The following is a 22,762-nucleotide window of genomic DNA, read 5'->3' as shown; positions in this document are numbered from 1 at the left end:
CGATTATGCCATTGATGACACACGAATACTTGCGTATACGCTCGTGGTCGTTTAGCGTCGCAAACGAGTTCCACGAAAGGACGAACGCGTGCCCGACCAGGCTTCACCCTCCGAGCAGGTGCTGATCAGCGCCGAAACACTGGCACGTGACGTCGGCACCTACACGATCCTGGACGCCACGGTGTCCTTCCCCAAGCCGCGATTCGACGGCGACTACCGCCCCGAATCCGGATACGCAGCCTGGCGCGGCGCCCATCTGCCGGGTTCGGTGCACGCCGATCTGCTCGGAGATCTCAGCGCCGGCCATCCCACCCTGCACTTCTCCCGCCCGACTCCGGACGAACTCGCCCGAGCCCTGGCCGAACTCGGAGTCGCTCCCGGCGCCGACATCGTCGTCTACGACGACGGCGGCATGACGTGGGCTTCCCGCCTGTGGTGGATGCTGCGCAACGTCGGCATCCCTGCCCGCGTGCTCGACGGCGGTCTTGCACGCTGGACCGCGCTCGGCCTTCCCGTCGAGACCGGCGACGCCGCAGATCGGCACACCACCGGAATCCGTACCGACCTGACCGACCGCGGACTGTGGCGCGATCGGGAGGACGTCATCGGCGTCGTCCGAGGAGACAACCCCGGCACTTTGGTCTGCGCCCTCGACCACGAGCAGTTCACAGGCACCGCGACCACCCGCTACGCGCGTCGCGGGCACATCCCGGGAAGCCTCAACCTCTCGGCCAAGAGCCTGCTCGACGACGGCACCCTGCGGTCCGCGTCGCACGTGGCCGAACTGGCCGATGCGGCACTCGCCGGCGCTGCACGTCCGGTGATCCTCTACTGCGGTGGTGGCGTGTCCGCGTGCCTGGTCGCGCTCGCGCTGGTCCGGGCGGGACGCGACGACATCACGGTCTACGACGGGTCGCTCGAGGAGTGGGCCGCAGATCCCGCCCTGCCCATGGTCACCGGCACGACCGCGACCGAATCGACCGTCACGGAAGGGAAGGGCGACGCATGACGCGATGTCCCCGGTCCTGACCCTGCCCCGAATGCCCTTCTCCGACAGGATTTCTGTGACTACCACGACGAATGCTCCCACCGTCGACGATCTCGTCTCTGCCCTCGACGCGCTCCGCGCGCGAGTGCCGCTGGTGCAGTCGCTCACCAATATCGTCTCCGCAAACTTCCTCACCAACGTGCTGCTCGCGGCCGGCGCCAGCAACGCGCACATCGACAACGCACACGAAGCCGGAGAGTTCGCGCGCATCGCCGGCGGTGTGCTCGTCAACCTCGGGACGCCCGACGACGGGACCGCCGTCGCCTTCACCCGCGCCGCCGAAGCCGCACACGATGCCGGCACCCCATGGGTGCTGGATCCGGTCGGGGTCGGCGGCCTGTCCTGGCGCACCGGTCTCGCCGCGGATCTGCTGAAGTTCCGGCCGACCGCGGTCCGCGGCAACGCATCCGAGATCATCGCGCTCGCCGGACTCGGCGGCGACACCCGCGGTGTCGACAGTGCCGACGAGGCCGCAGCCGCCCTGCCTGCCGCGCTGGCTCTGCTCGAGCACGCGGACGCCGTGTCCGCGTCGGGGCCGATCGACTACCTGGTCGGCCGCGACCGCAACGGTGAGATCACCGGACTGCGCATCGGCGGTGGCAGCGCGATGCTCCCCCGCGTGACCTCCACCGGATGCTCGCTCGGCGGCCTGGTCGCGGCGTACCTCGCGGTTGCTCCGACGCCGCTGATCGGCCTCGCGGCCGCCCACACCCACGTCGCGGTCGCGTCGGAGATCGCCGAGGAGAACTCCACCGGTCCCGGTTCGTTCGCGGTGGCCTACCTCGACGCACTGTTCACCGTCGATGCGGCGGCGCTTCGCGCCCGCGCACGCATCGACACTCTCGATCTCCCGACGAAGGACGCACACTGATGGGCATCAAGACCTTCTGGTATCTCACCCAGGCGGACGGCGACTATCCCTGGAGCCCGGACGGGCTGTACCCGGTCGACGGGCAGCGACAGATCGAGCTGGCCAAGACCATCGACGACGGCGGCTTCGACGGCGCGCTCGTGGCGACCTGGCCGAACGACCCGTTCATCTCCGCCACGTGGGCCGCGGCGCACACCAGCCGGATGAAGTTCCTCGTCGCGGTCTACGCCAACATGACACCCGCGCGGCTCCTCGCCGAAAAGGCGCTGACCTTCGACGCGTTCAGCGGTGGCCGGTTGATGATCAATTCCGTCAACGGCCGGGAGAACATCCTCACCAAGTACGACATGAACGTCGAGCACGATCGGCGTTACGAACTCGGTGAGCAGTACTGGGCCGACTTCCGCCGCATCTACGCCGAAGGCACGGAGTCGAACTTTCCCAACACCCCGCTGCGGATCGATCCGCCCGAAACCGGGCACACGGTGCCCCTCTGGGGCACAGGCGATTCCCCCGCCGGCCTGCAGAACTCCGGCAAGGTGCTCGACGCCTACCTGGTGATGCTGCGCGAAAACGCTTTCGTCCGAGACAAGTTCACCGCAGCGCGCGAATCCGCTGCCGCCGAGGGGCGCGAGTTCAGCGACTTCGGTGGCCTGTCGGGCGTGATCGTGCGCCCGAATCGCGCCGAGGCGCTCGACCGGTTCCGCTCGCTGTTCGAGAAGACCGGGATCGAGCGGATCCGCGAGGTGCTCGACAATGCGGTGCGCCGCCGGACCGGTGGTCAGCAGACCTTGGAGACGTTCACCGCTCGCGACGCGCAGCGACAGGGCTGGGTCGACACGATCAACGCCGGCAAATTGCCCGAGCCCGAGGACCTGTACCTCGGCGACGGTCTGTACGCGGGCATCACCGCCTGGTCGCCGCTGGATATCTTCGCCACCGGATCGTCGGCGGTGTACTACGTCGGCGAACCGGACGAGATCACCGGGCATGTGCGCACGCTGCGCGACGAAACCGGATTGACCACCCTCATCCTCGCGGGATGGCCGCTGATCGACGAGGCGAAGCACGTCGCGGAGCATCTCATCCCGCGGTTCCGCGAACTCTGATCTCGCAACGAAGTAGCCCGGTGACCCAGCCGGGCTACTTCTTCGCGGCCTTCGCCTCGGCCTTGGCCGCCTTCTTGAACTCACGCACCTCGAGAAGCGACTGCTGATCTACGACATCGGCGATCGACCGGCGCGAATTCTCGTCACCGTAGGCGCCCGCCGCTGCTCGCCAGCCCGTCGGCTCCACACCGACCTGCTTGCCGAGCAGCGCGAGGAAGATGCGTGCCTTCTGGTCGCCGTATCCCGGCAACGCTTTCAGCCGCTTCAGCACTTCCTTGCCGTCCGGTTCACCGGAGGTCCAGAGCGCGGTGGCGTCGCCGTCGTAGTGCTCCACGAGGTATGTGCACAGCGACTGGATACGTTCCCCCATCGACTTCGGGAACCGGTGCACCGCGGGGGGCTGCGCACACACCGCGATGAACTCGTCGGGTTTCATCGCGGCGATCTCATGGACATCGAGCCGGCCGAGCCGATCCGCGATCTTCTTCGGGCCCGCGAACGCGGTTTCCATGGGGACCTGCTGATCGAGCAGCATCCCGATGAGCAGCGCCGCCGGATTCTGCGAGAGCAGAGCGTCGGCGTCGGGGTCTCCCACCAGATTCAGCGTTGCGTCCATGGGTCGATCATGCCCCGGTCGGCCCAGCCGACGCCACAGCCCGGCGTGACGGCCTTAGACCGGCTCCGAGCACCGTACCGAACCACGCCGCGCAGAAACGGACATTTCTCACAGGGTGTGGAATTCGCAGGCCCCTCCGAGAACCACAGGTCAGAGCGCTGCGCTCGCAGTTGTCCACGTTCGGTCCACCGGAATTCCACAGGGTTGTCCACAGCTTGGGAACAAGCGTGAACCGGGCCTTTCCGTTCGGACCCCGGCACCGGCGGAGACCGGCACGCGGTCTGCGGCGGACGCCGACCGTCGTCGAGCCGGTGGAGCTACGCCTCGAGCGCTTTCTCCGTGGCGGCGAGCAGGACGCATGTCGCGACGCCGTCCATGGCCTTTTCGAGTTCACCGAGTGACGGGAAACTCGGCGCGAGCCGGATGTTCCTGTCGTCGGGATCATTCTTGTACGGAAACGCGGAGCCCGCACCGGTGAGTGCGATGCCGGCGTCCTTCGCGAGCGAGATAACCCGCTTGGCGGTGCCGTCCACGACATCGAGGCTGATGAAGTAGCCACCCTTGGGGTCGGTCCACGACGCCACCTTCGACTCACCCAGCCGATCCTCGAGGATGCGGCGGACGAGCGCGAACTTCGGCGCGAGGATCTCGCGATGCTTGGCCATGTGGGCTCGCACGCCCGCCGCATCGCCGAAGAAGCGCAGGTGCCGGAGCTGGTTGACCTTGTCGGGGCCGATGGTCTTGATGCCGAGGTGCTTCTGGTACCACGCGAGATTCTCGGTGGAGCTACCGAAGAAGCTGACACCGGACCCGGCGAACGTGATCTTCGACGTCGACGCCAGCGCGAAGACCCGGTTGGGGTGTCCGGCCTGCGCGGCCAGTCCCAGAATGTCGATCGCCGGGGCCAGGTTCTCGGTCAGCGGATGCACCGCGTACGCGTTGTCCCAGAAGATCCGGAAGTCGGGTGCCGCGGTCGGCATCGACACGAGTTCGCGTGCGACGTCCTCGCTGTACACCGCGCCGGTCGGGTTCGAATAGGTGGGCACCGTCCACATGCCCTTGATCTGCGGATCGTTCGCGACGAGATCGGCGATCAGCCGCACGTCGGGTCCGTCGTCGCGCACCGGAACGGGGATCATCTCGATGCCGAGCGACTCGCTGATCGCGAAGTGCCTGTCGTACCCCGGTGCGGGGCACAGGAACTTGACCACCGGCTCCTGCGACCAGGGACGGGGGGAATCGACCGTACCGTGCAGCATCGACCAGACGATGAGGTCGTGCATGATCTCGAGGCTCGCATTGTTGCCCGCGAGCAGGTTCTCGGCGGGGATGTTCAGCAGTTCGCCGAAGATCGCGCGCAGCTCGGGCAGGCCGGTGAGACCGCCGTAGTTACGGGTGTCGGTGCCGTTCGCATCGCGGTAGTCGTCATGCCCGGGCAGCGACAGCAACTCCGCAGAGAGGTCGAGCTGTTCGGGCGACGGCTTGCCGCGCGTCAGGTCCAGCGTCAGCTTCTCGGTCTTCAAGCGCTCGTAATTCGAGGACTGGCGCTCGTGCTCTGCGACGAGTTCCTCATGGCTCATCAACCCGAACTGGGTCTGCCTAGGCATGCGGAAGGACCTTTCACCGTGCACGGTGACACGGGCATCGGCGGAGATTAAGAGGACCCCGCGCACCCGGCAGAGCCCGTTGACCCTTGCTGCCTTCCGGCCCTGGGGGAGTTCACAGGATGCGCGCCGCGCGGGATCCATCGGCAAGTGTAGAGGACGTACGGCACGCCGCGCACCACCCCCCTCCCAGGGGCGGAAATCCGTAGTTCGACCTGCCCGTTTGGTAACTATGGCCGGACATTCGCTATGCTTCCCCACGGAGGATTCGCCTAGTGGCCTATGGCGCTCGCCTGGAACGCGGGTTGGGTTAACGCCCTCAGGGGTTCAAATCCCCTATCCTCCGCCACAGGAACCCCCGTGGGACGCGAAAGCGGCCCGCGGGGGTTTTCTGCATCCGGTGGACTCCGGAGTAGCGGGAACCTCGGAGCTATACGGTTCGGCGGGTCCGGCGGATCCCGACGACGAGCCCCACCACGCAGGTCAGCACTGCCGCAAGGACGCCGCGTGCGACAGCCGGATCGGCAACCGCACCTCCGAGCAACGCCCGTTCGGCGTCGACGATGTAGGTCAGCGGGTTGAGCAGCGCGACCGTCCGCATCCATGCGGGGCCCGCATCGAGCGGCAGCATCATTCCCGACAGGATCAGGAGCGGGAACAACAGAGTCTGCTGCACGGTCCAGAACATCCACTCGCGGTTCTGGGCGGCGAGGGCAAGCGCACAGGACAGTGCGCCCACCCCGATTCCGAACACACCGAGCAGCGCCAGTCCCGCAAGTACATGGAACGGGTACAACTCGAAACCGAACGGCACACACACGATCACGATGAGCAGACCCTGAATCATGAGCGGCGCGAACTCTTTCAGCGCTCGTCCCACGAGAAGTGAAGACCTGCACAGCGGGGTCGCGAGTACGCGTTCGTAGGATCCCGTCATCAATTCGTACAACAGGTTCGAACCCGTCATCGAGGTGCCGAACAGCGCAATCATGACGATCACGCCGGGCACGAACCACTGCAACGTCTCGGCGGTGGACCCGACGCCGAGTGCACCCGTGAGGAGCGGGCCGAAGAGCGCGAGGAACACGAGGGGTTGCAGCAGCGAGAACGTAAGGCTGAACGGGTCGCGGAGCAGCAGCAGTATCTCGCGGATGAACACCGCTGCGGTGTCGGCGGTGAATTTTGCGGCCCCAGCCCGTGGTGCCGTTACGTCGGCGGGGCGGGAACGAACCGGTGGGACGTCGGTCTGCACGTTCACGACGCGATCTCCTCTCGCAGGCTGCGACCGGTCAGGTTGAGAAAGACGTCGTCGAGGCTCGCCTGCGTGAGCGAGGCGGACAGCACCGCCAGGCCGGCAAGACGCATCGCTTCGAGCGCGGCGGGAAGCCGCTCGGCGCCGTGGGTTGTGGCAATGACGACGGTGACGACATCGCCCGAGACCTCGGTGTCCACGGCTCCGATGTCCGGCGGGAGAGCCCGGCGGACGAGCCCGGCCGCCTCGGTGGCGTCGAGTACGGCCGGCGAGGCGACGCGTGCGGTGATGACGTCGTCGGCATACTCGCGTTCGAGATCGCCCGGCGACGCGTCGGCGACGATCCGGCCGTGGTCGATCACCACCACTCGTTCTGCCATCTTGTCCGCTTCGTCGAGGTAGTGCGTCGTGAGCACGATCGTCATACCGGTGCGCCGGCGGAGTTCCTGGATGTGCTCCCACAGATTGGCTCGACTGTGTGGGTCCAGACCCGTGGTGGGTTCGTCGAGAAACAGCAGTGGCGGTTCGTGCATGAGACCGAGTGCGACATCCAACCGGCGCTTCTGGCCGCCGGACAGTGATTGGATGCCGCGCTTCTCGAGCCCACCGAGTTCCAGCGCCTCGATGAGTTCCGCAGCGCGGCTGCGGTATCGGCGTGCGGGCAGGCCGTAGAACCGGCCCTGGTTGTACAGCTCGTCGCGCACTTTGTAGGAGTAGCCACCGCCGTTGCCCTGTCCGATGTAACCGATGTGGGCGCGTACCCGGTCGGGGTCGCGGACGACATCGAACCCGGCGACCGTCGCCGTGCCCGATGTCGGTGTCAGGAGGCTGGTCAGGATGCGCATGGTGGTGGACTTTCCGGCCCCGTTGGGGCCGAGGAAGGCAACGAGTTCACCTTCCGCAACGTCGACGTCGACGTCGTCCACTGCCTGGATCGTGTCCTTCTTGCGACGGAACGTCTTGGTAAGTCCGCGTGCTCGGATCATCCGATTCTCTATTCGTACGTCGTACCGGAATAGGCGGGAACAGATTATCATACGATGTACGGAAATAAACCCGGAGAAAGGATCGTCGTTGCCGCCCGACCGGCAGAACGAAGAAGACAGAGAATCGGACCGCACCGCCGAGGCGACCCGTCGTCTCGCGCTGTTGTGGGCACCGACCGAACCCAAGACCCGGGGAAGAAAAGCCGGCCTCACCCGCGACGACGTGGTCGGGGCCGCAATCGCTGTCGCGGACGAGGGCGGACTGGACGCACTGTCGATGCGGCGCGTCGCGGCCGCACTTCGCGTCGGCGCCATGTCGCTCTACACGTACGTCCCCGGGCGGACCGAACTGATCGATCTCATGGTCGACCGCGCCTACTCCGAACTCGACCTGCCGGCACCGGGCACCCCGTGGCGTCCCGCGCTCGCCACGTACGCGCGCGAGCACTGGAACCTGTACCTCCGGCACCCCTGGATCCTGCAGACCAACATGTGGCGGGCACCGCTCGCTCCACACGTTCTCGACGCACAGGAAGCCGGCCTCCGCATCCTCGTGGACGAGGGCACCACGGAGCGTCAGGTCGTCGAAATCATCGGTGTCGTGGACAATTTCGTCCAAGGGCTTGCACGCGGCGCGATCGCGGAGAACCGGGACAGGGAGAACACCGGACTCGACCGCGACGCGTACTGGATGTCGATGAACAGTTTCTGGGAAGACTGGTTCGACGTCGAGCGCTACCCGACCATGACCCGTGTCTGGGAAGCCGGGGCCTTCGACGAACCGGACGGGCCGTTCGAACCGAGCCTCGAACGACTCCTCGATTCGATCGAACTCACGATCGAGAAGGCCCGGAAGTCACGCACGCCGTGACTCCCGGGGCGGCAACCCGTTTCGCGGGGTTCACTCGCACGCGACCCCGTCTTTGTCACGGTCCATCTCGGCCCGGTAGCCGGGCTCACCGGCATAGAGCGGCGCTGCTCCTGCAGCGCGGGCGGCCGAGCAGTTCTTGTAGTACGCGCTCGCGGGTGCAGGTTCCGGCGCGGGAGCGGGAGCCGGCGCGAGGGGCTGGGGCTGGAGCTGGGGCTGGGGAGCGACCGTCGTCGGCACCGGCGTCGCGGTGTCGGTCCCGGCGGAACCGGCTGCGACTCCTGTTGCCGTGCCGCCACATTCGGTGAGGATTCTGACCATCGCATCGTGCTCGGCCTGAGTCACCCACAACCCGTACTCGGCCTTGACCTGGACCTGACGTGCGACATACGTACAGCGGTACGGGCGATGCGGCGGCAGCCAGGTCGCGGCGTCGCCGTCGCCCTTGCGCGAGTTGGTGGGACCGTCGACCGCCTGAAGATTCCGTGGATCGTTCGCGAAGTTCGCGCGCGTCTCGGGATCCAGTTGCTGCGCACCCTTCTGCCAGGCATCCGATAGCGCAACGACGTGGTCGATCTGCACTGCGGTGGACGTGTCCTGACCACGAGTGAACGCGATCGTGGTGCCGGTGTAGACATCGTGCAGCGTGCCGGACGCGACGACGCAGTCGCGGGTGCCGGGCTTGTAGGCGATGTCGACCAGGTCACGGCGCAGGATGTCGTTGCGGGTGTCGCAGCCGTTGTGCCCGAACTCGACCGACACATCGTCACTCCACGCCTGACCGAACAGGTCACGGTCGTAGCCCGTCTTCGGGGCGCGTCCCTTGATCGGTATCTCTGTCAACCGGGACAGGGCCGCCGACATCGACGAGGTGTCCTCGGACACGGCCGGCGGCGCGGTGCTCGGCGCGGTCGGCGCTGGAGGGGTGGTCGGGGCCGGCGCGACCCGTTCCGTCGTCGACCGGTCTGTGGCCGCGACGGCGGGGACGGCCGACGCGGTGTCCTCCTCCACCCCACCGCAGCCCACCAGAACGAACCCTGCGACCGTCGCCGCGACAAGCGCGCGAAAGCCGGACGACGTGCGGGGTGATGCCATGCAGAAACTCCTGAGAAAGGTGAGGCCGGGTGCCCCCTGCTCATCGCCGACCGGACGCTGTGCCGTTACAACGGGGTCCCGGCGACGGGTTCGGTCCTACTATTGCCCCGTGCCCGAAAACAACAGAGAACTGCAGGCACTCACGGTGGCCCTGTCGGCACTTGCGGGGTTCGTCGATGCTCTCGGGTTCATCACCCTCGGTGGTGTGTTCGTCTCCTTCATGAGCGGCAACTCCACACGGTTCGCCGTCGAAACGGCCGACGCCTCATGGCGCACGGCTGCTCTGATCGGGGGCATCGTTGTCCTCTTCGTGATCGGGGTGATTCTGGGTGGCGTCATCGCGGAACTCACCGACCGCGACCGCAGAACGCGGAAAACTGCGGTGCTCGTCACCGTCGCGGTGCTGCTCGCCATCGGTTCGCTGAGCGCGATACCCGGGTGGATACCGGTGGCAGTGACGGCGATGACGCTGGCGATGGGCGTCGAGAATTCCGTGTTCCGGCGCAAAGGCGAGGCAACCGTTGCCCTCACCTACATGACCGGTGCGCTCGTGAAGATCGGGCACGAGATAGCGTCCGCATTCTTCGGCGGCCCACGCTGGGGCTGGCTGCCCTACCTCGGCCGATGGGGAGGCTTGGTGGCGGGAGGGTTGCTCGGAGCCCTCGCGCATCATCTGTTCGGCCTGCACGCCCTCTGGATCGCGACCGCGGTCGCCGCCGCGCTCGCCGTGGCGGTGCGGTTCCTTCGCTCGCCGGAAGTGAAGAAGACGGCGTGACAGCGAGATCCGGATCGGCGCGGAGCGTTATCCCCGTACGTTCGTACGGTCGCCCGCTCCGCTACGGTGCATCCATGCGCGCCCGCCCCTACGCCACCACCAGCCCCACCAGGCTCGCTGCGGCACTGCTCGAAGTTGCCGCACGCAGTGGACTCGAAGCGGCCAGCGTGCGCGAAGTCGCCAACGAGGCCGGCGTATCGATCGGCGCGGTGCAGCATCACTTTCCGACGAAAGACGAGATGCTCGCCTATTCGTTCCGCGCCCTATCCGACCGGGTACTCACCCGCCTCGCGAACGTCGATCCCGACATCGACCCGGCGCGGACGCTGTTCGCCGCGCTCAGCCAGTTGCTGCCGCTCGACGAGCAACGCGGCAGCGAGGTCCACGTGATGGCTGCGTTCGCCGTCCGCGCAGTCACGTCCCCGTCGCTGAGCGGGATCCGCAGTTCGACGCTGTTCACCGTTCGCACCGGCATCGCAACCGTATTGATCAGGCTGGGCGCCCCAGACCCGGAGACGCGCGCAACGCTCCTCCTCGCCGCGGTGCACGGTCTCGCGCTCGATGCCGCATCGAGCCCGGATCTCTACCCGCGCGAATACCTGACGCACGCCCTGCACACGCAGATCCAGCTCGCCCTGCACGGCGCGGACGCGCACTGAGCCCGGCTCGGCGGAGTACACCGATGTCACATCCCACAGAACGACCGGAGCCCGCCACCGCAGGGGCGGGCCGGTTCGCGCCCAGCCCGTCGGGCGACCTGCATCTCGGCAATCTCCGGACCGCCGTGCTGGCATGGTTGTTCGCACGCTCGACGGATCGGCGGTTCCTGCTGCGCGTGGAGGATCTCGACCGGGTCCGCCCCGGCGCCGAACAACGGCAACTCGCGGATCTCGCGGCACTGGGTCTCGACTGGGACGGTCAGGTTGTGCACCAGTCCCGTCGAATCCGTCTGTACGAGGACGCAATCGACCGCCTCACCCGTGCCGGTCTCACCTACGAGTGTTACTGCACGCGACGGGAGATCCAGCAGGCCACATCGGCTCCGCACGCCCCGGCCGGCGCATACCCCGGCACCTGCCGTGACCTCACCGAGGACCAGCGGAACGCAAAACGTACCGCCGATCGCCCACCGGCGATCCGACTCCGTTCCACCGAGCAGTGGTTCACCGTCCACGACGTCCTGCACGGCGACTTCACCGGGATCGTCGACGACTTCGTACTGCGCCGCAACGACGGGACTCCCGCCTACAACCTCGCCGTCGTCGTCGACGACGCCGCCCAAGGCGTGGACCAGGTGGTACGCGGAGACGATCTGCTCACCTCGGCTCCGCGGCAGGCGTATCTGGCCACCCTGCTCGGCCTCCCGGTGGCGCAGTACGCGCACGTGCCGCTCGCACTGAACGAGGAAGGCAAGCGGCTCGCGAAGCGGGACGGTGCGGTGACGCTCTCCGACCAGGAAGCAGCGGGCCGGTCCGCGGCAGACGTGCTGGGCACGATCGCCGTGTCGCTGCGTCTGGCGGACCCAGGTGAACCCGTGACACTGCCGTTGCTGCTGGACCGCTGGGACCCCGCGCGAATGCCCCGCGAGCCGTGGGTTTTCCATCCCGATCGTGGCGTGTGAGGCGGGGTGAACGGAGGACCGAAGTGGTGCTTTTCGGCTGAAGGACACGTACTCTGCGGTGGAGCAGGCGTTCATCCACTCCTGCGGAGAGGGCACCGATGACTACCGGCGGTTACGACCCGAGCAAAGACCCACAGAATCCGGGTGGCGATCCCTATCCGCCGCAGGGTGGGAACTACCCGCCCCCGGGCGGATATCCCCCACCTCCGTCGGGAGGCGACTATCCCCCGCCCGGCAACTATCCCCCGCCCGGCAACTACCCACCCCCACCCGGCGGAAACTATCCACCCCCGGGCGGATACCCGCCCCCTCCCGGCGGTAACTACCCGCCCCCACCCGGTGGGAACTACCCGCCCCCTCCCGGCGGTTTCGGCTCCGGGGGCTTCGGAGCGCCCGGACCGACCCGGCTGAGCGTGGGCGACGCGATCTCCTTCGGCTGGCGCAAATTCAGCGCGAATCCAGGTGTCTGGATCGTGCTGGTCGTCATCGCCTTCGTCATCCAGGCCCTGATCAACGGAATCTTCAACGGGTTCGATTACACGCAGGATTCCGACAACATCTCGTTCACCACCGCCTTCTCCGCCACGAACCTGATCGGCACGTTGGTCACCGCAGTGGTCGGCTATCTCATCGAGGCCGCATTCGTGCGCGGAGCGCTCAGCGAGGTCGACGGCCGGAAGCCCGCGTTCGGGACGTTCCTGCAGGTCGGCCCGATCGGCGCGGTCATTCTGACCGGCTTGCTCGTCGGGATCGGCACCTCGGTGGGTCTCGTGCTGTGCATCCTGCCCGGACTGGTCTTCGCGTTCCTGACGTGGTGGGCGATGCCCTTCGTCGTCGACCGGAACCAAGACGCGATCACGGCCATCAAATCCAGTTTCACTGCGATCAAATCCAATGCGGGCACGCTGATCCTGCTGGCGCTGGCGCTGATCGGTATCAACATCCTCGGTGCGTTGCTCTGTGGTCTCGGACTTCTCGTCAGCATTCCGGTCTCGATCATCGCGTCGACGTATGCCTACCGGATCACCACGGGAGGTCCGGTCGTCGCCTGAACCGCTCGTCTTCTGCCCGTCCGTTACACATCGCTACATCGCTGTCGATGCGCCACGGTTACGTTGTACCGTGGCGCGTTGCCATGCCGATCGACAAGGAGTCATATGACCACCGGTGGATACCCACCCCCTTCGCAGGACCCGCGCAAGCACAGCGGCTACCCGGGTGCTCCCTCGCACGGTGACCAGCCGTACGGCAGCCAGCCCGCCGATTACACCCAGCAGTTCCAGAACCCCATCCAGTCCGGGTACAACCCGAACGACCCGTCGCAGGGCGGGCAGTACGGGGCTCCCCAGTACGGCGCGCCTCAGTACGGGCAGCAGCCCGGCGCTCAGCAGCACGGCGCCGGTGCCACTCAGTACGGAGCACCGCAGCAGGGTGGCGCTCAGTACGGGGCTCCCCAGTACGGAGCACCCCAGTACGGAGGACCCCAGCAGGGTGTCCCCCAGTACGGGGCTCCCCAGAACGAGCCGTACGGCGCCACGCAGTACGGCGCACCCGGTTTCCCGCCCGCGCCCGGAGCCGGATTCGGCCCCACGCGGCCGGGGGAACTGCTGCCCCGTCTCGGCGCCCGCATCATCGACGCGCTGATCGTCGGCATCCCTATGGCGATTCTCACGAGCATCGTCGTGTTCGGGAGCGACAGCGGGTTCATGGCGTTCGTGATGTCGGTGCTCTCGGGCGTCGCAGCGTTCGCGTACTGGACCTACTTCGAGTCGACCAAGGGCGCCACGATCGGCAAGAAACTGCTCGGTCTGTCGGTCGTCGGACCCGGCGGCGGACTCCCGACCCGTGAGGAGGCCGCGAAGCGCAACGCCTTTGTCGCACTGCAGATCCTCAGCGGTATCCCGTTCCTCGGCTGGCTCGTCAGCCTGGCGTCCTTCGTCGCCTGGATCGGCATCGCCGTGACCATCGAGCAGGACAGTGGCAAGCAGGGCTTCCACGACAAGTTCGCCGGTGGCACGCGGGTCGTCAAGTCCTGACGCCGCACTCTGCGAAGCGGGCCCCGTCCTCCAGGACGGGGCCCGCTGCCGTTGAACAACTTCGCGATCATCGTCGCGTGATGCTTGGATGGCCGGGTGACACAGCACGAAACGAGTTCCCCGTCATCCACCACGCATCACGCGGCATTCGCCAGCGTGGGGCGCAGTTCCTACCCGGGGATCGTCGTCCTGTTCACCGCGGTGCTGATGATCTCCAACATCTGCGCGACGAAGGGCATCGCGTTCTTCGGTGACGCCGAGGTCTCGCTCGGTCCACTGCAGGTCCTGCCGATCATCACCGACGGCGGGTTCTTCCTGTTCCCGCTCGCCTACATCCTCGGCGACGTGCTCAGTGAGGTGTACGGGTTCGCGGCGACCCGCCGGGCCGTGCTGTACGGGTTCGGAGCCGTGGCGCTGTCCGCACTCTGCTTCTGGGTCGCCCAGTCGCTTCCCGCGGCGGAGTTCTACGCCAACCAGGAGTCGTTCGAGGCCGTTCTCGGGGTGGTGCCGAGGATGCTGCTCGCGGGCCTGGCGGGCTACGTCGTCGGCCAGTTGCTCAACTCGTACATCCTGGTGCGGATCAAGGAGCGCACGCAGGAGAAGCATCTGTGGGCGCGCCTGATCGGGTCGACGGTGGTCGGCGAGTTCGCCGACACCCTCGTGTTCTGCTCCATCGCGGCCGGCGCGATCGGCATCACCACGTGGAGCGACTTCGTCAACTTCGTGATCATCGGTTTCCTCTGGAAGACCGTGATCGAGATCGTGCTCCTGCCGGTCACCTACCGCGTGATCGCGTACGTGAAGAGGCGCGAGCCGACCTACGCGCCGGCGTCGGACTCCGCCTGACGCTTCTTCGCGTAGAACCGGCCGAGGGTTTCGGCCTTGTGCTCCTCGAAGTAGCCGCCTTCGATGCTCGACCGGATCTCGTCGACGAGGCGCACCGTGAACCGTTCGTTGTGGATGGTGCACAACGTGGACGCGAGCATCTCCTTCGCCTTGAACAGGTGATGGATGTACGCCCGGGTGTAGTGGGTGCACGTGTAGCAATCGCAGTTCTCGTCGATCGGGGTGAAGTCGCGGCGGAACCGGCTGGTGTTGATGTTGAACCGGCCGTCCGGGTGGTAGATCGCCGCGTTGCGCGCCACCCGCGACGGATTGACGCAGTCGAAGGTGTCGGCACCGTGCTCGATCGCGACGAAGACGTCGTCGGGCTCGCTGATACCGAGCATGTGCCGCGGCTTGGCGTCGGGGAGTTCCTCACAGCACCAGCGCACGATCGTGCCGAGGTTGTGCTTCTCGAGCGCTCCGCCGATTCCGTATCCGTCGAAGCCCCGGCCCGACTCCCCCACGATCGATTCGAGGCCACGGCACGCCTGCCGGCGAAGGTCCTCGTACTGCGCTCCCTGCACGACACCGAAAAGGGCCTGGTAGGGACGGTGCGAGCGCTCAGCGGTGAGCTTCTCGTGCTCGGCGACGCAGCGCACCGCCCACGCCTGGGTACGTTCGATCGAGCGTTCCTGATAGCCGCGCGTGTTCATCAATGTCGTCAACTCGTCGAACGCGAACATGATGTCGGCGCCGAGTTGGTGCTGGATCTGCATCGACACCTCGGGAGTGAACCGGTGCCGCGATCCGTCCAGGTGGGATTTGAAGGTGACGCCGTCGTCGTCGACCCGGGCCAGCCGTTCCTTGCCATGCGCGATGACATCGTCGTTCTGGACGCCGACCGCCTCCATGGCGATGACCTTCTTGAATCCCACGCCGAGCGACATGACCTGGAAGCCGCCGCTGTCGGTGAACGTCGGGCCGTCCCAGTTCATGAACTTGCCGAGCCCACCGGCCTCGTCGACGATGTCCGATCCCGGCTGCAGGTAGAGGTGGTAGGCGTTCGCCAGCAGCGCCTGCGCACCCAGGTCCTTCATCGCCTCGGGCAGAACCGCCTTGACCGTCGCCTTGGTCCCCACACCGATGAACGCGGGCGTACGGATGTCGCCGTGCGGGGTGTGGATGGTGCCGGTGCGGCCCAGTCCGTTGTCGAGTCGGGCCCCGACGGTGAAGAACGGGTCGGGCGGAACCGGTAGCGCGGAATCGGTACTGCGAAGGACACTCACCCGACGATTGTGGCAGGTCACCGCTACCTCCCCGACGACCGCCCGGCACTCGGCCCGCCGAGGCGGCGTTCAGTCCCGACGCCGGGCACGCGCGATCGCCTTCCCGATTTCGTCCACCCACAACACCACCGAACCGACCGCGATCGCCAGCATCCACTGGGGTGCGGTCAGGGCGGTGGTATCGAACAGACCCTGCAGGAAGCTCGTCTGCACCACGCAGACCTGCAGCACGATCACGACGACGATCGCGATCCAGATGGTGTGGTTGGTCAGCGTCTGCAGCGAGAACACCGATCCGACGTTCGAGCGCACGTTGAAGAGGTTGAAGACCTGGAAGAACACGAATGTGGTGAAGGCGAGCGTCGTGGCGAACAGCGGATCGCCCGCGCTGTCGGGGAACAAGTCCGGTCCGAAGCGCAGCACTGCGAGGGTGCCGACGGCCATCACGATGCCCAGGCCCAGGATCCGCTGAATCCGCGACCGGGTGAGCAACGCTTCCTTGGCCGGCCGCGGGGGCCGCTTCATCGCGTCCGGTTCCGTCCGGTCCACACCGAGGGCGAGGGCGGGCGGGCCGTCCATGATGATGTTGACCCACAGGATCTGCAGCGCGGTGAACGGGGCGCCGCCCGCGAGCCCGAGTGCACCGGCCGCGAGGAAGATCAAGACGAATCCCCACGCGGTGGTCAACTGGAACTTCACGAATTTGACGATGTTGTCGTAGATGCCGCGTCCTTCGGCGACGGCAGCGACGATCGTGGCGAAGTTGTCGTCGGTGAGGATCATGTTCGCGGCGCCCTTGGACACGTCGGTGCCGGTGATGCCCATCGCGACGCCGATGTCGGCCTGTTCGAGCGCGGGCGCGTCGTTCACGCCGTCACCCGTCATCGCGACGATCTGCCCGTCTGCCTGCAGGGCCTTGACGTACCGGATCTTGTGTTCGGGTGCCACCCGCGCGAGCACACCGAACCCTTCGGCCCGGGCACGCAACTCCTCGTCGTCGAGGGCATCGAGGTCTGCGCCCGACGCGGCGTTCCCGCCGATTCCGAGTTGTGCCGCGATTGCGGATGCCGTGACCAAGTGGTCGCCGGTGATCATGTGCACCGCGATACCCGCCTCGTGTGCCACCTCGATCGCCGCTTTCGCCTCCGTCCGCGGCGGATCCACGATGCCCACCACCGCATAGATCGTGAGGTCGGATACGAGTGCCTGGAGCGCATCCGAATCCCCACGCGGCACCGCGTCGAGGTCGCGTCCGGCGATCACCAGCGTTCGCAACCCCTCGCCGGCGAGTCCGTCGACGGCGTCGCGGATCTTCCGGCGCGCCGCGTCGTCGAGCGGTATCGTCCCGTCCGCGCCCTGCGCGGTGGATGCGCGCTCGAGCAACGCACCCGGCGCCCCCTTGGCGAAGCAACGGAACCCGCCGTCGGGCACGGTGTGAAAGGTCGCCATGTACTTGTAGGCCGAGTCGAACGGGACCTCGGCTATCCGGGTGAGTGCGGCGCGCGCACCGTCGACGTCGATGCCGCCCTTCTCGGCCAGCACGACGAGCGCACCCTCGGTCGGATCTCCGACGAGCACACCGTCGTTGACCGTGGCGTCGTTGCACAGACCCATACCGAGCAACGCGTCGGTGAGGTCGGGGGCCGGCTGACCGTCGCCGACGAGGATCTTCCCGTCCGTCCCGTAGCCGGAGCCGGTGACACGGAACGTGCGCCCGCGTATCAGGAGACGTTGCACCGTCATCTCGTTGAGGGTGAGCGTTCCGGTTTTGTCGGTGGCGATGTGCGACGTGCTGCCCAGCGTCTCGACTGCCGCGAGTTGCTTGACGATCGCCCCGCGGGCCGCGAGGCGGGAGGCTCCCATGGCGAGGGTGAACGCGACCACCGCCGTGAGCCCCTCGGGGATGGTCGCGACAGCCAGCGACACCGCGGTGACGAGCAGGTCCGACCACGTCTGCCCCCGCAGCAGACCGAGAACGAAGACGAGCGCGACGGTGACGATCGCGACGATGGTCAGCGTCTGGGCGAGTTGGCCGATCCGGCGCTGCAGCGGAGTCTGTTCCACGCCTGCGCTACCGAGAAGGGTGGCGATGGCGCCCATTTCGGTGGCCATACCCGTCGCGGTCACGACCATTTCCGCGCGTCCGCGCGTGACCTCGGTGTTCATGAACAACATGTCGGTGCGGTCGCCGAGCGGGGCGTCCGGGGCATCCACCGGGTCGATCGACTTGTCCACGGGGTGCGATTCACCGGTGAGCGCGGCCTCGGCCACCTGCAGTCGCACGGCATGGACGAGGCGGCCGTCGGCGGGCACCGAGTCGCCGGATTCGAGCAGGACGATGTCGCCGGGGACGAGTTGTTCCCGGGGCAACGACTGTTCGCGGCCGTCGCGCCGCACCCGCGTTGTGGACACGGACATCTTCTTCAGCGCCTGCAGGCTGTTCTCCGCCCGCGATTCCTGCACGAAGTTCAGCACCGTGTTGAGCGCGATCACCGCAAAGATGACGACGGGGGTCTCCCATTCCCGGGACACCACTGCGCTCACGACCGCGGCGACGACGAGCACCAGGGTCATCTTGTCGGCGAGCAGCGAGAGCACTTTGCGCCAGGCGGGGGTGCCTGCCGTCTCGGCGATCAGGTTGGGTCCGTGCTCCGCCAGTCGTTGCTCCACGTCGGCGGTGGAGAGCCCTCGTTGCGTGTCGACGCCCAGCGCGCCGGTCACCTCGGGAGCCATAGCGGTGTGCCAGGGCTGCGCGGTTGCCACCTGCATGACGGCTCCTCGGTGTCGGAAATCGGTCGGTTCTCACCGTACTGTGAGCAGACAGTCACGGGGTTCGAGTGCACCCGTCCGGCGTTCGTGGTGAGCTAGGGGAAAGACTCATCGAGTTCGAGGAGTATGCCGTGAGCGACAGCCCGAATACCGGCGAACCCACCACCGTTCTGAGCGACGAGGAAAGCTGGGAACTGCTCGCGACCGAGAAGGTCGGCCGTCTCGTCGTCGTGGTGGACGGCTATCCGGAGATCTATCCGGTCAACTACGCGGTGCGCGACCGGAAGGTGTACTTCCGAAGCGCCGAAGGCAGCAAACTCGCGGAATTGACCGTGTATCCCAAGGTGGCGTTCCAGGTCGACCACATCGAGGCAAGCGAAGCATGGAGCGTCGTGATCCACGGGCGCGCCCATATCCTTCTGCATTTCAGCGACGTGCAGGCTGTCGACGCGCTGGGCCTGACCCCTTGGGTTCCGGATTCGAAATTCAACTACGTCGAGCTGGTCGCCGCGGAAACCACAGGTCGAAGGTTCGCCCTGGTCGAGCACTGATCACTGGTCGAACACGGACGTTCGGTCGAACACCGCCCTCATGACCCACGCGGACGAGAACCGCCTGCTGATGCGGTTCATGCTGCTGTCGGTCGCCGCCGCGTTGGTCACCATCGCGATGAAAGTGCTCGCGGCGTGGCTCACCGGATCGGTGGGCCTGCTGTCCGACGCACTCGAGTCCGGGGTCAACCTCGTCGCGGCGGTGGTCGGCTTGATCGCACTGCGGGTCGCTGCCAAGCCTGCCGACTACAACCACCAGTTCGGCCACGGCAAAGCCGAGTACCTGTCGGCGGCCGTCGAGGGAACCATGATCTTCGTCGCGGCCACCGCGATCCTGTGGTCGTCGGTGGACCGCCTGGTGCATCCGCAACCGGTGGAGCAGCCCGGTATCGGTCTCGCGTTGTCCACCGCCGCGTCCGTCGTCAACCTTGCCGTGGGTCTCGCCCTCATCCGGGCGGGCCGGCGGCACCGCTCGATCACGCTCGTCGCCGACGGCAATCACCTGCTGACCGATGTGTGGACCTCGGTAGGTGTGCTCGCCGGTGTCGGACTCGTCGTACTCACCGGATGGGACGTGCTCGATCCGGTCGTGGCAATCCTCGTGGCAGTCAACATCCTGCGCATCGGGTACGGGCTGGTGAAGCAGTCCGTCATCGGCATGCTCGACGTCGTGCTCCCCCCGGAGGATGTCGCCGCGGTCGATGCGGTCCTCGAGCGGTACCGGCAAGGCGGTTCCGTCGTGATCCTTCCGCCGCGCACCCGGCAGTCCGGGCGGCAGCGCTTCGTGTACCTGACCGTGCGTGTGCCGGGTGACTGGACGGTCCGGGCGGGCCACGATCTGCTCGACCGGCTCGAAGCCGATCTCCGTGAAGCTCTGCCCGGAACAACGGTCTTCACGCATCTCGAACCGATCCGGCCGGCTGTGGCGGTTTCGGCAGACGAACCCCGGAGACGGTGACGGGCGCCTAGCGTGGAGTGATGGGCACACCGCTGATCACCTTGAACAACGGAGTCACCATCCCCGCGCTGGGCTTCGGTGTCTTCCAGACCCCACCCGAACAGACTCTCGCGGCGGTGACCACCGCATTGGACATCGGCTACCGGCACATCGATACCGCCGCCGCGTATCTGAACGAGCGCGAAGTGGGTCAGGCCGTCGCCCGGTCCTCGGTCGACCGGTCCGATGTCTTCCTCGAGACCAAGGTCTGGATCACCGATTACGGATACGACGCGACCTTGCATGCGTTCGACAAGAGCGCCGCGAAACTGGGTGTCGAGCAGATCGACCTGCTCATCCTGCACCAGGCGCTGCCCGGCGAGTTCGACCTCACCCTCGCCGCCTACAAGGCGCTCGAGACACTGCTCGCGGACGGCAAGGTGCGTGCGATCGGAGTCAGCAACTTCATGCCGGACCATCTCGACCGGCTGATGGATGCGACCTCGATCGTTCCGGCGGTCAACCAGATCGAAGTGCATCCCTACTTCCGCCAGTCCGCTGTGCTCGAAGCCGATGCGGAGAACGGCACAGTCTCGCAGGCGTGGTCACCGATTGGAGGAATCACCTTCTATCGGAACGGATCTCACGGATCCACCCTGGACGACCCCGTCATCGGCGGTATCGCTCGGGCACACGACAAGACCCCTGCTCAGGTGATGTTGCGGTGGCATCTGCAGCAGGGCCGCCAGGTCATCCCGAAATCGGTGACCCCATCGCGGATCGCCGAGAACTTCCATGTCTTCGACTTCGATCTCACCGCGGACGAACTCGCGGCGATCGACGACCTCGACACCGGAGTGCGGGGCGGACCCGAACCCGAAGCCATCACCCGCGAAAACTTCGGACTCGACATTCCCGAACCCTGAGTCCGGTGGCCGGTCGCTACGTTCCTGCCGTCACGAGCCCTGCACCGAGGCCGAGCATGAGCACCGCGACGCCACCGTCGAGAAAACGCCACGAGTTCGGTTTCGCGAACCATCGCTGGAGGTGCCGGGCGCCGTAACCGAGCGCGCCGAACCAGACCGCGCTCGCGACGATCGCGCCGACACCGAACCACCACCTGCCCGGGTTGCCGTAGTGGTTCGCCACCGATCCGAGCATGAGGACCGTGTCGAGATAGGTGTGGGGATTGAGCCAGGTCAGGGCGAGACACGTGGCCAGGGCCGCCCCGATGGTGACGGCGCCACCGGGCGCGGCCGCGAGCGCCGCCGGCCGCAGGGCACGCCGCGCGGCAAGCAGTCCGTAGACGATCAGGAACGCCGCTCCGGCCCAGCGGATCACGTCCACTGCTCCGGGCGCATGGTCCAGCAGGGTGGAGATACCGGCGATGCCGGCGGTGATGAGTATCGCGTCGGAGATCGCACAGACGGCGATGACGGGCAGCACGTGCCGGCGCGCGATGGCCATTCGCAACACGAAGGCGTTCTGCGCGCCGATCGCAACGATGAGGGACATGCCCATGCCGAATCCGGCGACGACGAGATGCATGCCGTCCACCGTAGGAATCCGAGACTATGAAGAACAGGTGATTTTTCTTCAGTACCATTAGAGTTGCTTCATATGGACGTCGACTTCGCACAACTGCGCACATTCGCCGCCGTACTCGACGAAGGCACGTTCGACGGTGCGGCCGCGGTCCTGCGCATCACGCCGTCCGCGGTGAGCCAGCGGATCAAAGCGCTCGAACACCATGTGGGCCAGGTGTTGTTGCGGCGCACCCGCCCCGTGACGGCCACCACCGCCGGCGAGGCGATCATGCGACTGGCCCGGCAGGTCTCACGCCTCGAGGAAGACACCGAGGATGCACTCGGGCTCGCACCCGGTGACGACAATCACGTCACGATGTCCCTCGTCGTCAACGCCGACTCCATGTCGACGTGGATGTTGCGCGCACTCGCCCGCATGCCGGAACGGCACCGCGCGCTGTTCGAGTTGCACCGCGAGGACGAGTTCCATTCCACCGAACTGCTGCGGGACGGCACCGCGATGGCTGCGGTGACCTCGGTACCCGAACCGGTCCAGGGCTGCACCTCCGAAAAGCTCGGTGCCATGCGGTATTACGCCATGGCGAGCATCGACTTCGCCGAACACTGGTTTCCCGACGGGACCACCCCTGCCGCCCTGCGCGTTGCACCGATGCTCAGCTTCGACCGCAAGGACGACATGCAGGACCGCGCATTGCGCAGGGTGACACGCGCGCGACTCGAACCGCCCCGCAACTATGTCCCGGGCGCCCTCGAGTTCGTCGACGCGGTCCGCCTCGGCCTGGGCTGGGGCATGCTGCCCGAACCCATGCTCACCGACACGACGGGCATGGTCCGCCTCGACCCCGGCCGGCCGTTCGATGTGCCGCTGTACTGGCAGCGATGGAAACTGGAATCGCCGGTTCTCGACTCGCTCACCGAGGCTGTACGACGCACCGCCCGGGAAGTCCTGCGGTAGCGGGATTCGGG

At 66.8% G+C, this 22,762-nt stretch carries 22 protein-coding genes, 1 tRNA gene and 1 other RNA gene; 15 read left to right on the top strand and 9 right to left on the bottom strand.

Annotated features, from left to right (window positions below; translation table 11 throughout):
- Window positions 1-88 precede the first annotated feature (88 nt).
- From HF877_RS17985 to HF877_RS17975, 3 genes are read left to right on the top strand one after another with little or no spacing between them, the layout of a single operon-like run.
- A complete protein-coding gene (locus HF877_RS17985) occupies window positions 89-1,009 on the top strand; it encodes a rhodanese-like domain-containing protein (RefSeq protein ID WP_169622565.1) in 921 nt (306 codons plus the stop codon).
- A 55-nt stretch (window positions 1,010-1,064) separates the two neighbouring features.
- Window positions 1,065-1,919: a hydroxyethylthiazole kinase gene (thiM, locus tag HF877_RS17980; protein WP_346765225.1), complete on the top strand. Its 855-nt coding sequence runs from the start codon at window positions 1,065-1,067 to the stop codon at window positions 1,917-1,919.
- Entirely contained in the window at window positions 1,919-3,028 is a 1,110-nt protein-coding gene (locus HF877_RS17975) for an LLM class flavin-dependent oxidoreductase (protein ID WP_169622563.1), read from the top strand. Before thiM ends, HF877_RS17975 begins: the two co-directional genes overlap by 1 nt.
- 34 nt (window positions 3,029-3,062) lie before the next feature.
- On the opposite strand, the gene HF877_RS17970 is transcribed toward HF877_RS17975, so the two are convergent.
- The 3 genes from HF877_RS17970 to ffs form a co-directional block, all read right to left on the bottom strand.
- Window positions 3,063-3,644 (bottom strand): HhH-GPD-type base excision DNA repair protein, encoded by a 582-nt coding sequence (locus HF877_RS17970; protein ID WP_169622562.1) that lies wholly within the window; start codon window positions 3,642-3,644, stop codon window positions 3,063-3,065.
- A gap of 317 nt (window positions 3,645-3,961) precedes the next feature.
- Window positions 3,962-5,251 carry an aminotransferase class I/II-fold pyridoxal phosphate-dependent enzyme gene (locus HF877_RS17965; protein ID WP_169622561.1) on the bottom strand — a complete coding sequence of 430 codons (1,290 nt, stop codon included), beginning with the start codon at window positions 5,249-5,251 and terminating at the stop codon, window positions 3,962-3,964.
- Between the two features lie 47 nt (window positions 5,252-5,298).
- Window positions 5,299-5,393, bottom strand: an RNA gene (gene ffs, locus HF877_RS17960) — signal recognition particle sRNA small type.
- 116 nt (window positions 5,394-5,509) lie between these two features.
- Between ffs and HF877_RS17955 the strand changes: the two genes are divergently transcribed.
- Window positions 5,510-5,597: transfer RNA gene (locus HF877_RS17955), tRNA-Ser, on the top strand.
- Between the two features lie 81 nt (window positions 5,598-5,678).
- On the opposite strand, the gene HF877_RS17950 is transcribed toward HF877_RS17955, so the two are convergent.
- Both HF877_RS17950 and HF877_RS17945 read right to left on the bottom strand, forming a co-directional pair.
- Entirely contained in the window at window positions 5,679-6,407 is a 729-nt protein-coding gene (locus tag HF877_RS17950) for an ABC transporter permease (RefSeq protein WP_296550915.1), read from the bottom strand.
- Window positions 6,408-6,502: 95 nt separating this feature from the next.
- Window positions 6,503-7,486 carry an ATP-binding cassette domain-containing protein gene (locus tag HF877_RS17945; RefSeq protein WP_169622560.1) on the bottom strand — a complete coding sequence of 328 codons (984 nt, stop codon included), beginning with the start codon at window positions 7,484-7,486 and terminating at the stop codon, window positions 6,503-6,505.
- A gap of 88 nt (window positions 7,487-7,574) precedes the next feature.
- Between HF877_RS17945 and HF877_RS17940 the strand changes: the two genes are divergently transcribed.
- Window positions 7,575-8,357, top strand: a complete 783-nt coding sequence (locus HF877_RS17940; protein ID WP_169622559.1) for a TetR/AcrR family transcriptional regulator — start codon at window positions 7,575-7,577, stop codon at window positions 8,355-8,357.
- A 30-nt stretch (window positions 8,358-8,387) separates the two neighbouring features.
- On the opposite strand, the gene HF877_RS17935 is transcribed toward HF877_RS17940, so the two are convergent.
- Window positions 8,388-9,449 (bottom strand): DUF1524 domain-containing protein, encoded by a 1,062-nt coding sequence (locus tag HF877_RS17935; RefSeq protein WP_169622558.1) that lies wholly within the window; start codon window positions 9,447-9,449, stop codon window positions 8,388-8,390.
- Window positions 9,450-9,558: 109 nt separating this feature from the next.
- On the opposite strand from HF877_RS17935, the gene HF877_RS17930 reads away from it, so the two are divergent.
- The 6 genes from HF877_RS17930 to HF877_RS17905 all read left to right on the top strand — a co-directional run bounded on the left by HF877_RS17930 (window position 9,559) and on the right by HF877_RS17905 (window position 14,727).
- Window positions 9,559-10,224 carry a YoaK family protein gene (locus HF877_RS17930; RefSeq protein WP_296550908.1) on the top strand — a complete coding sequence of 222 codons (666 nt, stop codon included), beginning with the start codon at window positions 9,559-9,561 and terminating at the stop codon, window positions 10,222-10,224.
- A 74-nt stretch (window positions 10,225-10,298) separates the two neighbouring features.
- A complete protein-coding gene (locus tag HF877_RS17925) occupies window positions 10,299-10,883 on the top strand; it encodes a TetR/AcrR family transcriptional regulator (RefSeq protein WP_169622556.1) in 585 nt (194 codons plus the stop codon).
- Between the two features lie 23 nt (window positions 10,884-10,906).
- The gene (gene gluQRS, locus HF877_RS17920; RefSeq protein ID WP_169622555.1) at window positions 10,907-11,845 is read left to right on the top strand and encodes a tRNA glutamyl-Q(34) synthetase GluQRS; all 939 of its coding nucleotides are present in this window, start codon (window positions 10,907-10,909) and stop codon (window positions 11,843-11,845) included.
- Between the two features lie 98 nt (window positions 11,846-11,943).
- Window positions 11,944-12,897, top strand: coding sequence for a hypothetical protein (locus HF877_RS17915; protein WP_169622554.1), 954 nt, complete (start codon window positions 11,944-11,946; stop codon window positions 12,895-12,897).
- A gap of 105 nt (window positions 12,898-13,002) precedes the next feature.
- On the top strand, window positions 13,003-13,881 hold the full coding sequence (locus HF877_RS17910; RefSeq protein ID WP_169622553.1) for an RDD family protein: 879 nt from the start codon (window positions 13,003-13,005) through the stop codon (window positions 13,879-13,881).
- A 96-nt stretch (window positions 13,882-13,977) separates the two neighbouring features.
- On the top strand, window positions 13,978-14,727 hold the full coding sequence (locus HF877_RS17905) for a queuosine precursor transporter (protein ID WP_169622552.1): 750 nt from the start codon (window positions 13,978-13,980) through the stop codon (window positions 14,725-14,727).
- Here HF877_RS17905 and tgt read toward each other — a convergent pair.
- Window positions 14,700-15,992, bottom strand: a complete 1,293-nt coding sequence (gene tgt, locus HF877_RS17900; protein ID WP_169622551.1) for a tRNA guanosine(34) transglycosylase Tgt — start codon at window positions 15,990-15,992, stop codon at window positions 14,700-14,702. The two genes, HF877_RS17905 and tgt, sit on opposite strands and share 28 nt — an antisense overlap.
- A 69-nt stretch (window positions 15,993-16,061) precedes the next feature.
- Window positions 16,062-18,761: a cation-translocating P-type ATPase gene (locus tag HF877_RS17895; RefSeq protein WP_206037302.1), complete on the bottom strand. Its 2,700-nt coding sequence runs from the start codon at window positions 18,759-18,761 to the stop codon at window positions 16,062-16,064.
- Between the two features lie 131 nt (window positions 18,762-18,892).
- Between HF877_RS17895 and HF877_RS17890 the strand changes: the two genes are divergently transcribed.
- Genes HF877_RS17890 through HF877_RS17880 form a run of 3 tightly spaced genes read left to right on the top strand, consistent with a single transcriptional unit; the run spans window position 18,893 to window position 21,175 of the window.
- Window positions 18,893-19,312 (top strand): pyridoxamine 5'-phosphate oxidase family protein, encoded by a 420-nt coding sequence (locus HF877_RS17890; RefSeq protein ID WP_169622550.1) that lies wholly within the window; start codon window positions 18,893-18,895, stop codon window positions 19,310-19,312.
- Between the two features lie 40 nt (window positions 19,313-19,352).
- The gene (locus HF877_RS17885; RefSeq protein WP_240952657.1) at window positions 19,353-20,270 is read left to right on the top strand and encodes a cation diffusion facilitator family transporter; all 918 of its coding nucleotides are present in this window, start codon (window positions 19,353-19,355) and stop codon (window positions 20,268-20,270) included.
- A 20-nt stretch (window positions 20,271-20,290) separates the two neighbouring features.
- Window positions 20,291-21,175 (top strand): aldo/keto reductase, encoded by an 885-nt coding sequence (locus HF877_RS17880; RefSeq protein WP_169622549.1) that lies wholly within the window; start codon window positions 20,291-20,293, stop codon window positions 21,173-21,175.
- 16 nt (window positions 21,176-21,191) lie between these two features.
- Here the strand turns inward: HF877_RS17880 and HF877_RS17875 are convergent, their stop codons facing one another.
- Entirely contained in the window at window positions 21,192-21,797 is a 606-nt protein-coding gene (locus HF877_RS17875) for a LysE/ArgO family amino acid transporter (RefSeq protein ID WP_169622548.1), read from the bottom strand.
- Window positions 21,798-21,869: 72 nt separating this feature from the next.
- Here HF877_RS17875 and HF877_RS17870 point away from each other — a divergent pair, with 72 nt between their 5' ends.
- The gene (locus tag HF877_RS17870; RefSeq protein ID WP_169622547.1) at window positions 21,870-22,751 is read left to right on the top strand and encodes a LysR family transcriptional regulator ArgP; all 882 of its coding nucleotides are present in this window, start codon (window positions 21,870-21,872) and stop codon (window positions 22,749-22,751) included.
- Window positions 22,752-22,762: the final 11 nt, after the last annotated feature.

Origin of the sequence: Rhodococcus sp. BL-253-APC-6A1W (assembly GCF_012843405.1) — a bacterium.
GTDB lineage: Bacteria > Actinomycetota > Actinomycetes > Mycobacteriales > Mycobacteriaceae > Rhodococcus.
The sequence above is the reverse complement of the archived record's forward strand: the minus strand, read 5'-3'. Positions and strand labels throughout refer to the sequence as shown.

What these genes read in the sequence shown, in the direction of transcription:
- HF877_RS17975 (WP_169622563.1), top strand. Translation starts at nt 1,919, where the DNA reads ATGGGCATCAAGACCTTCTGGTATCTCACCCAGGCGGACGGCGACTAT.
- HF877_RS17970 (WP_169622562.1), bottom strand. Translation starts at nt 3,644, where the DNA reads ATGGACGCAACGCTGAATCTGGTGGGAGACCCCGACGCCGACGCTCTG.
- HF877_RS17965 (WP_169622561.1), bottom strand. Translation starts at nt 5,251, where the DNA reads ATGCCTAGGCAGACCCAGTTCGGGTTGATGAGCCATGAGGAACTCGTC.
- HF877_RS17945 (WP_169622560.1), bottom strand. Translation starts at nt 7,486, where the DNA reads ATGATCCGAGCACGCGGACTTACCAAGACGTTCCGTCGCAAGAAGGAC.
- HF877_RS17935 (WP_169622558.1), bottom strand. Translation starts at nt 9,449, where the DNA reads ATGGCATCACCCCGCACGTCGTCCGGCTTTCGCGCGCTTGTCGCGGCG.
- HF877_RS17925 (WP_169622556.1), top strand. Translation starts at nt 10,299, where the DNA reads ATGCGCGCCCGCCCCTACGCCACCACCAGCCCCACCAGGCTCGCTGCG.
- gluQRS (WP_169622555.1), top strand. Translation starts at nt 10,907, where the DNA reads ATGTCACATCCCACAGAACGACCGGAGCCCGCCACCGCAGGGGCGGGC.
- HF877_RS17915 (WP_169622554.1), top strand. Translation starts at nt 11,944, where the DNA reads ATGACTACCGGCGGTTACGACCCGAGCAAAGACCCACAGAATCCGGGT.
- HF877_RS17910 (WP_169622553.1), top strand. Translation starts at nt 13,003, where the DNA reads ATGACCACCGGTGGATACCCACCCCCTTCGCAGGACCCGCGCAAGCAC.
- HF877_RS17895 (WP_206037302.1), bottom strand. Translation starts at nt 18,761, where the DNA reads ATGCAGGTGGCAACCGCGCAGCCCTGGCACACCGCTATGGCTCCCGAG.
- HF877_RS17885 (WP_240952657.1), top strand. Translation starts at nt 19,353, where the DNA reads ATGACCCACGCGGACGAGAACCGCCTGCTGATGCGGTTCATGCTGCTG.
- HF877_RS17880 (WP_169622549.1), top strand. Translation starts at nt 20,291, where the DNA reads ATGGGCACACCGCTGATCACCTTGAACAACGGAGTCACCATCCCCGCG.
- HF877_RS17875 (WP_169622548.1), bottom strand. Translation starts at nt 21,797, where the DNA reads ATGCATCTCGTCGTCGCCGGATTCGGCATGGGCATGTCCCTCATCGTT.
- HF877_RS17870 (WP_169622547.1), top strand. Translation starts at nt 21,870, where the DNA reads ATGGACGTCGACTTCGCACAACTGCGCACATTCGCCGCCGTACTCGAC.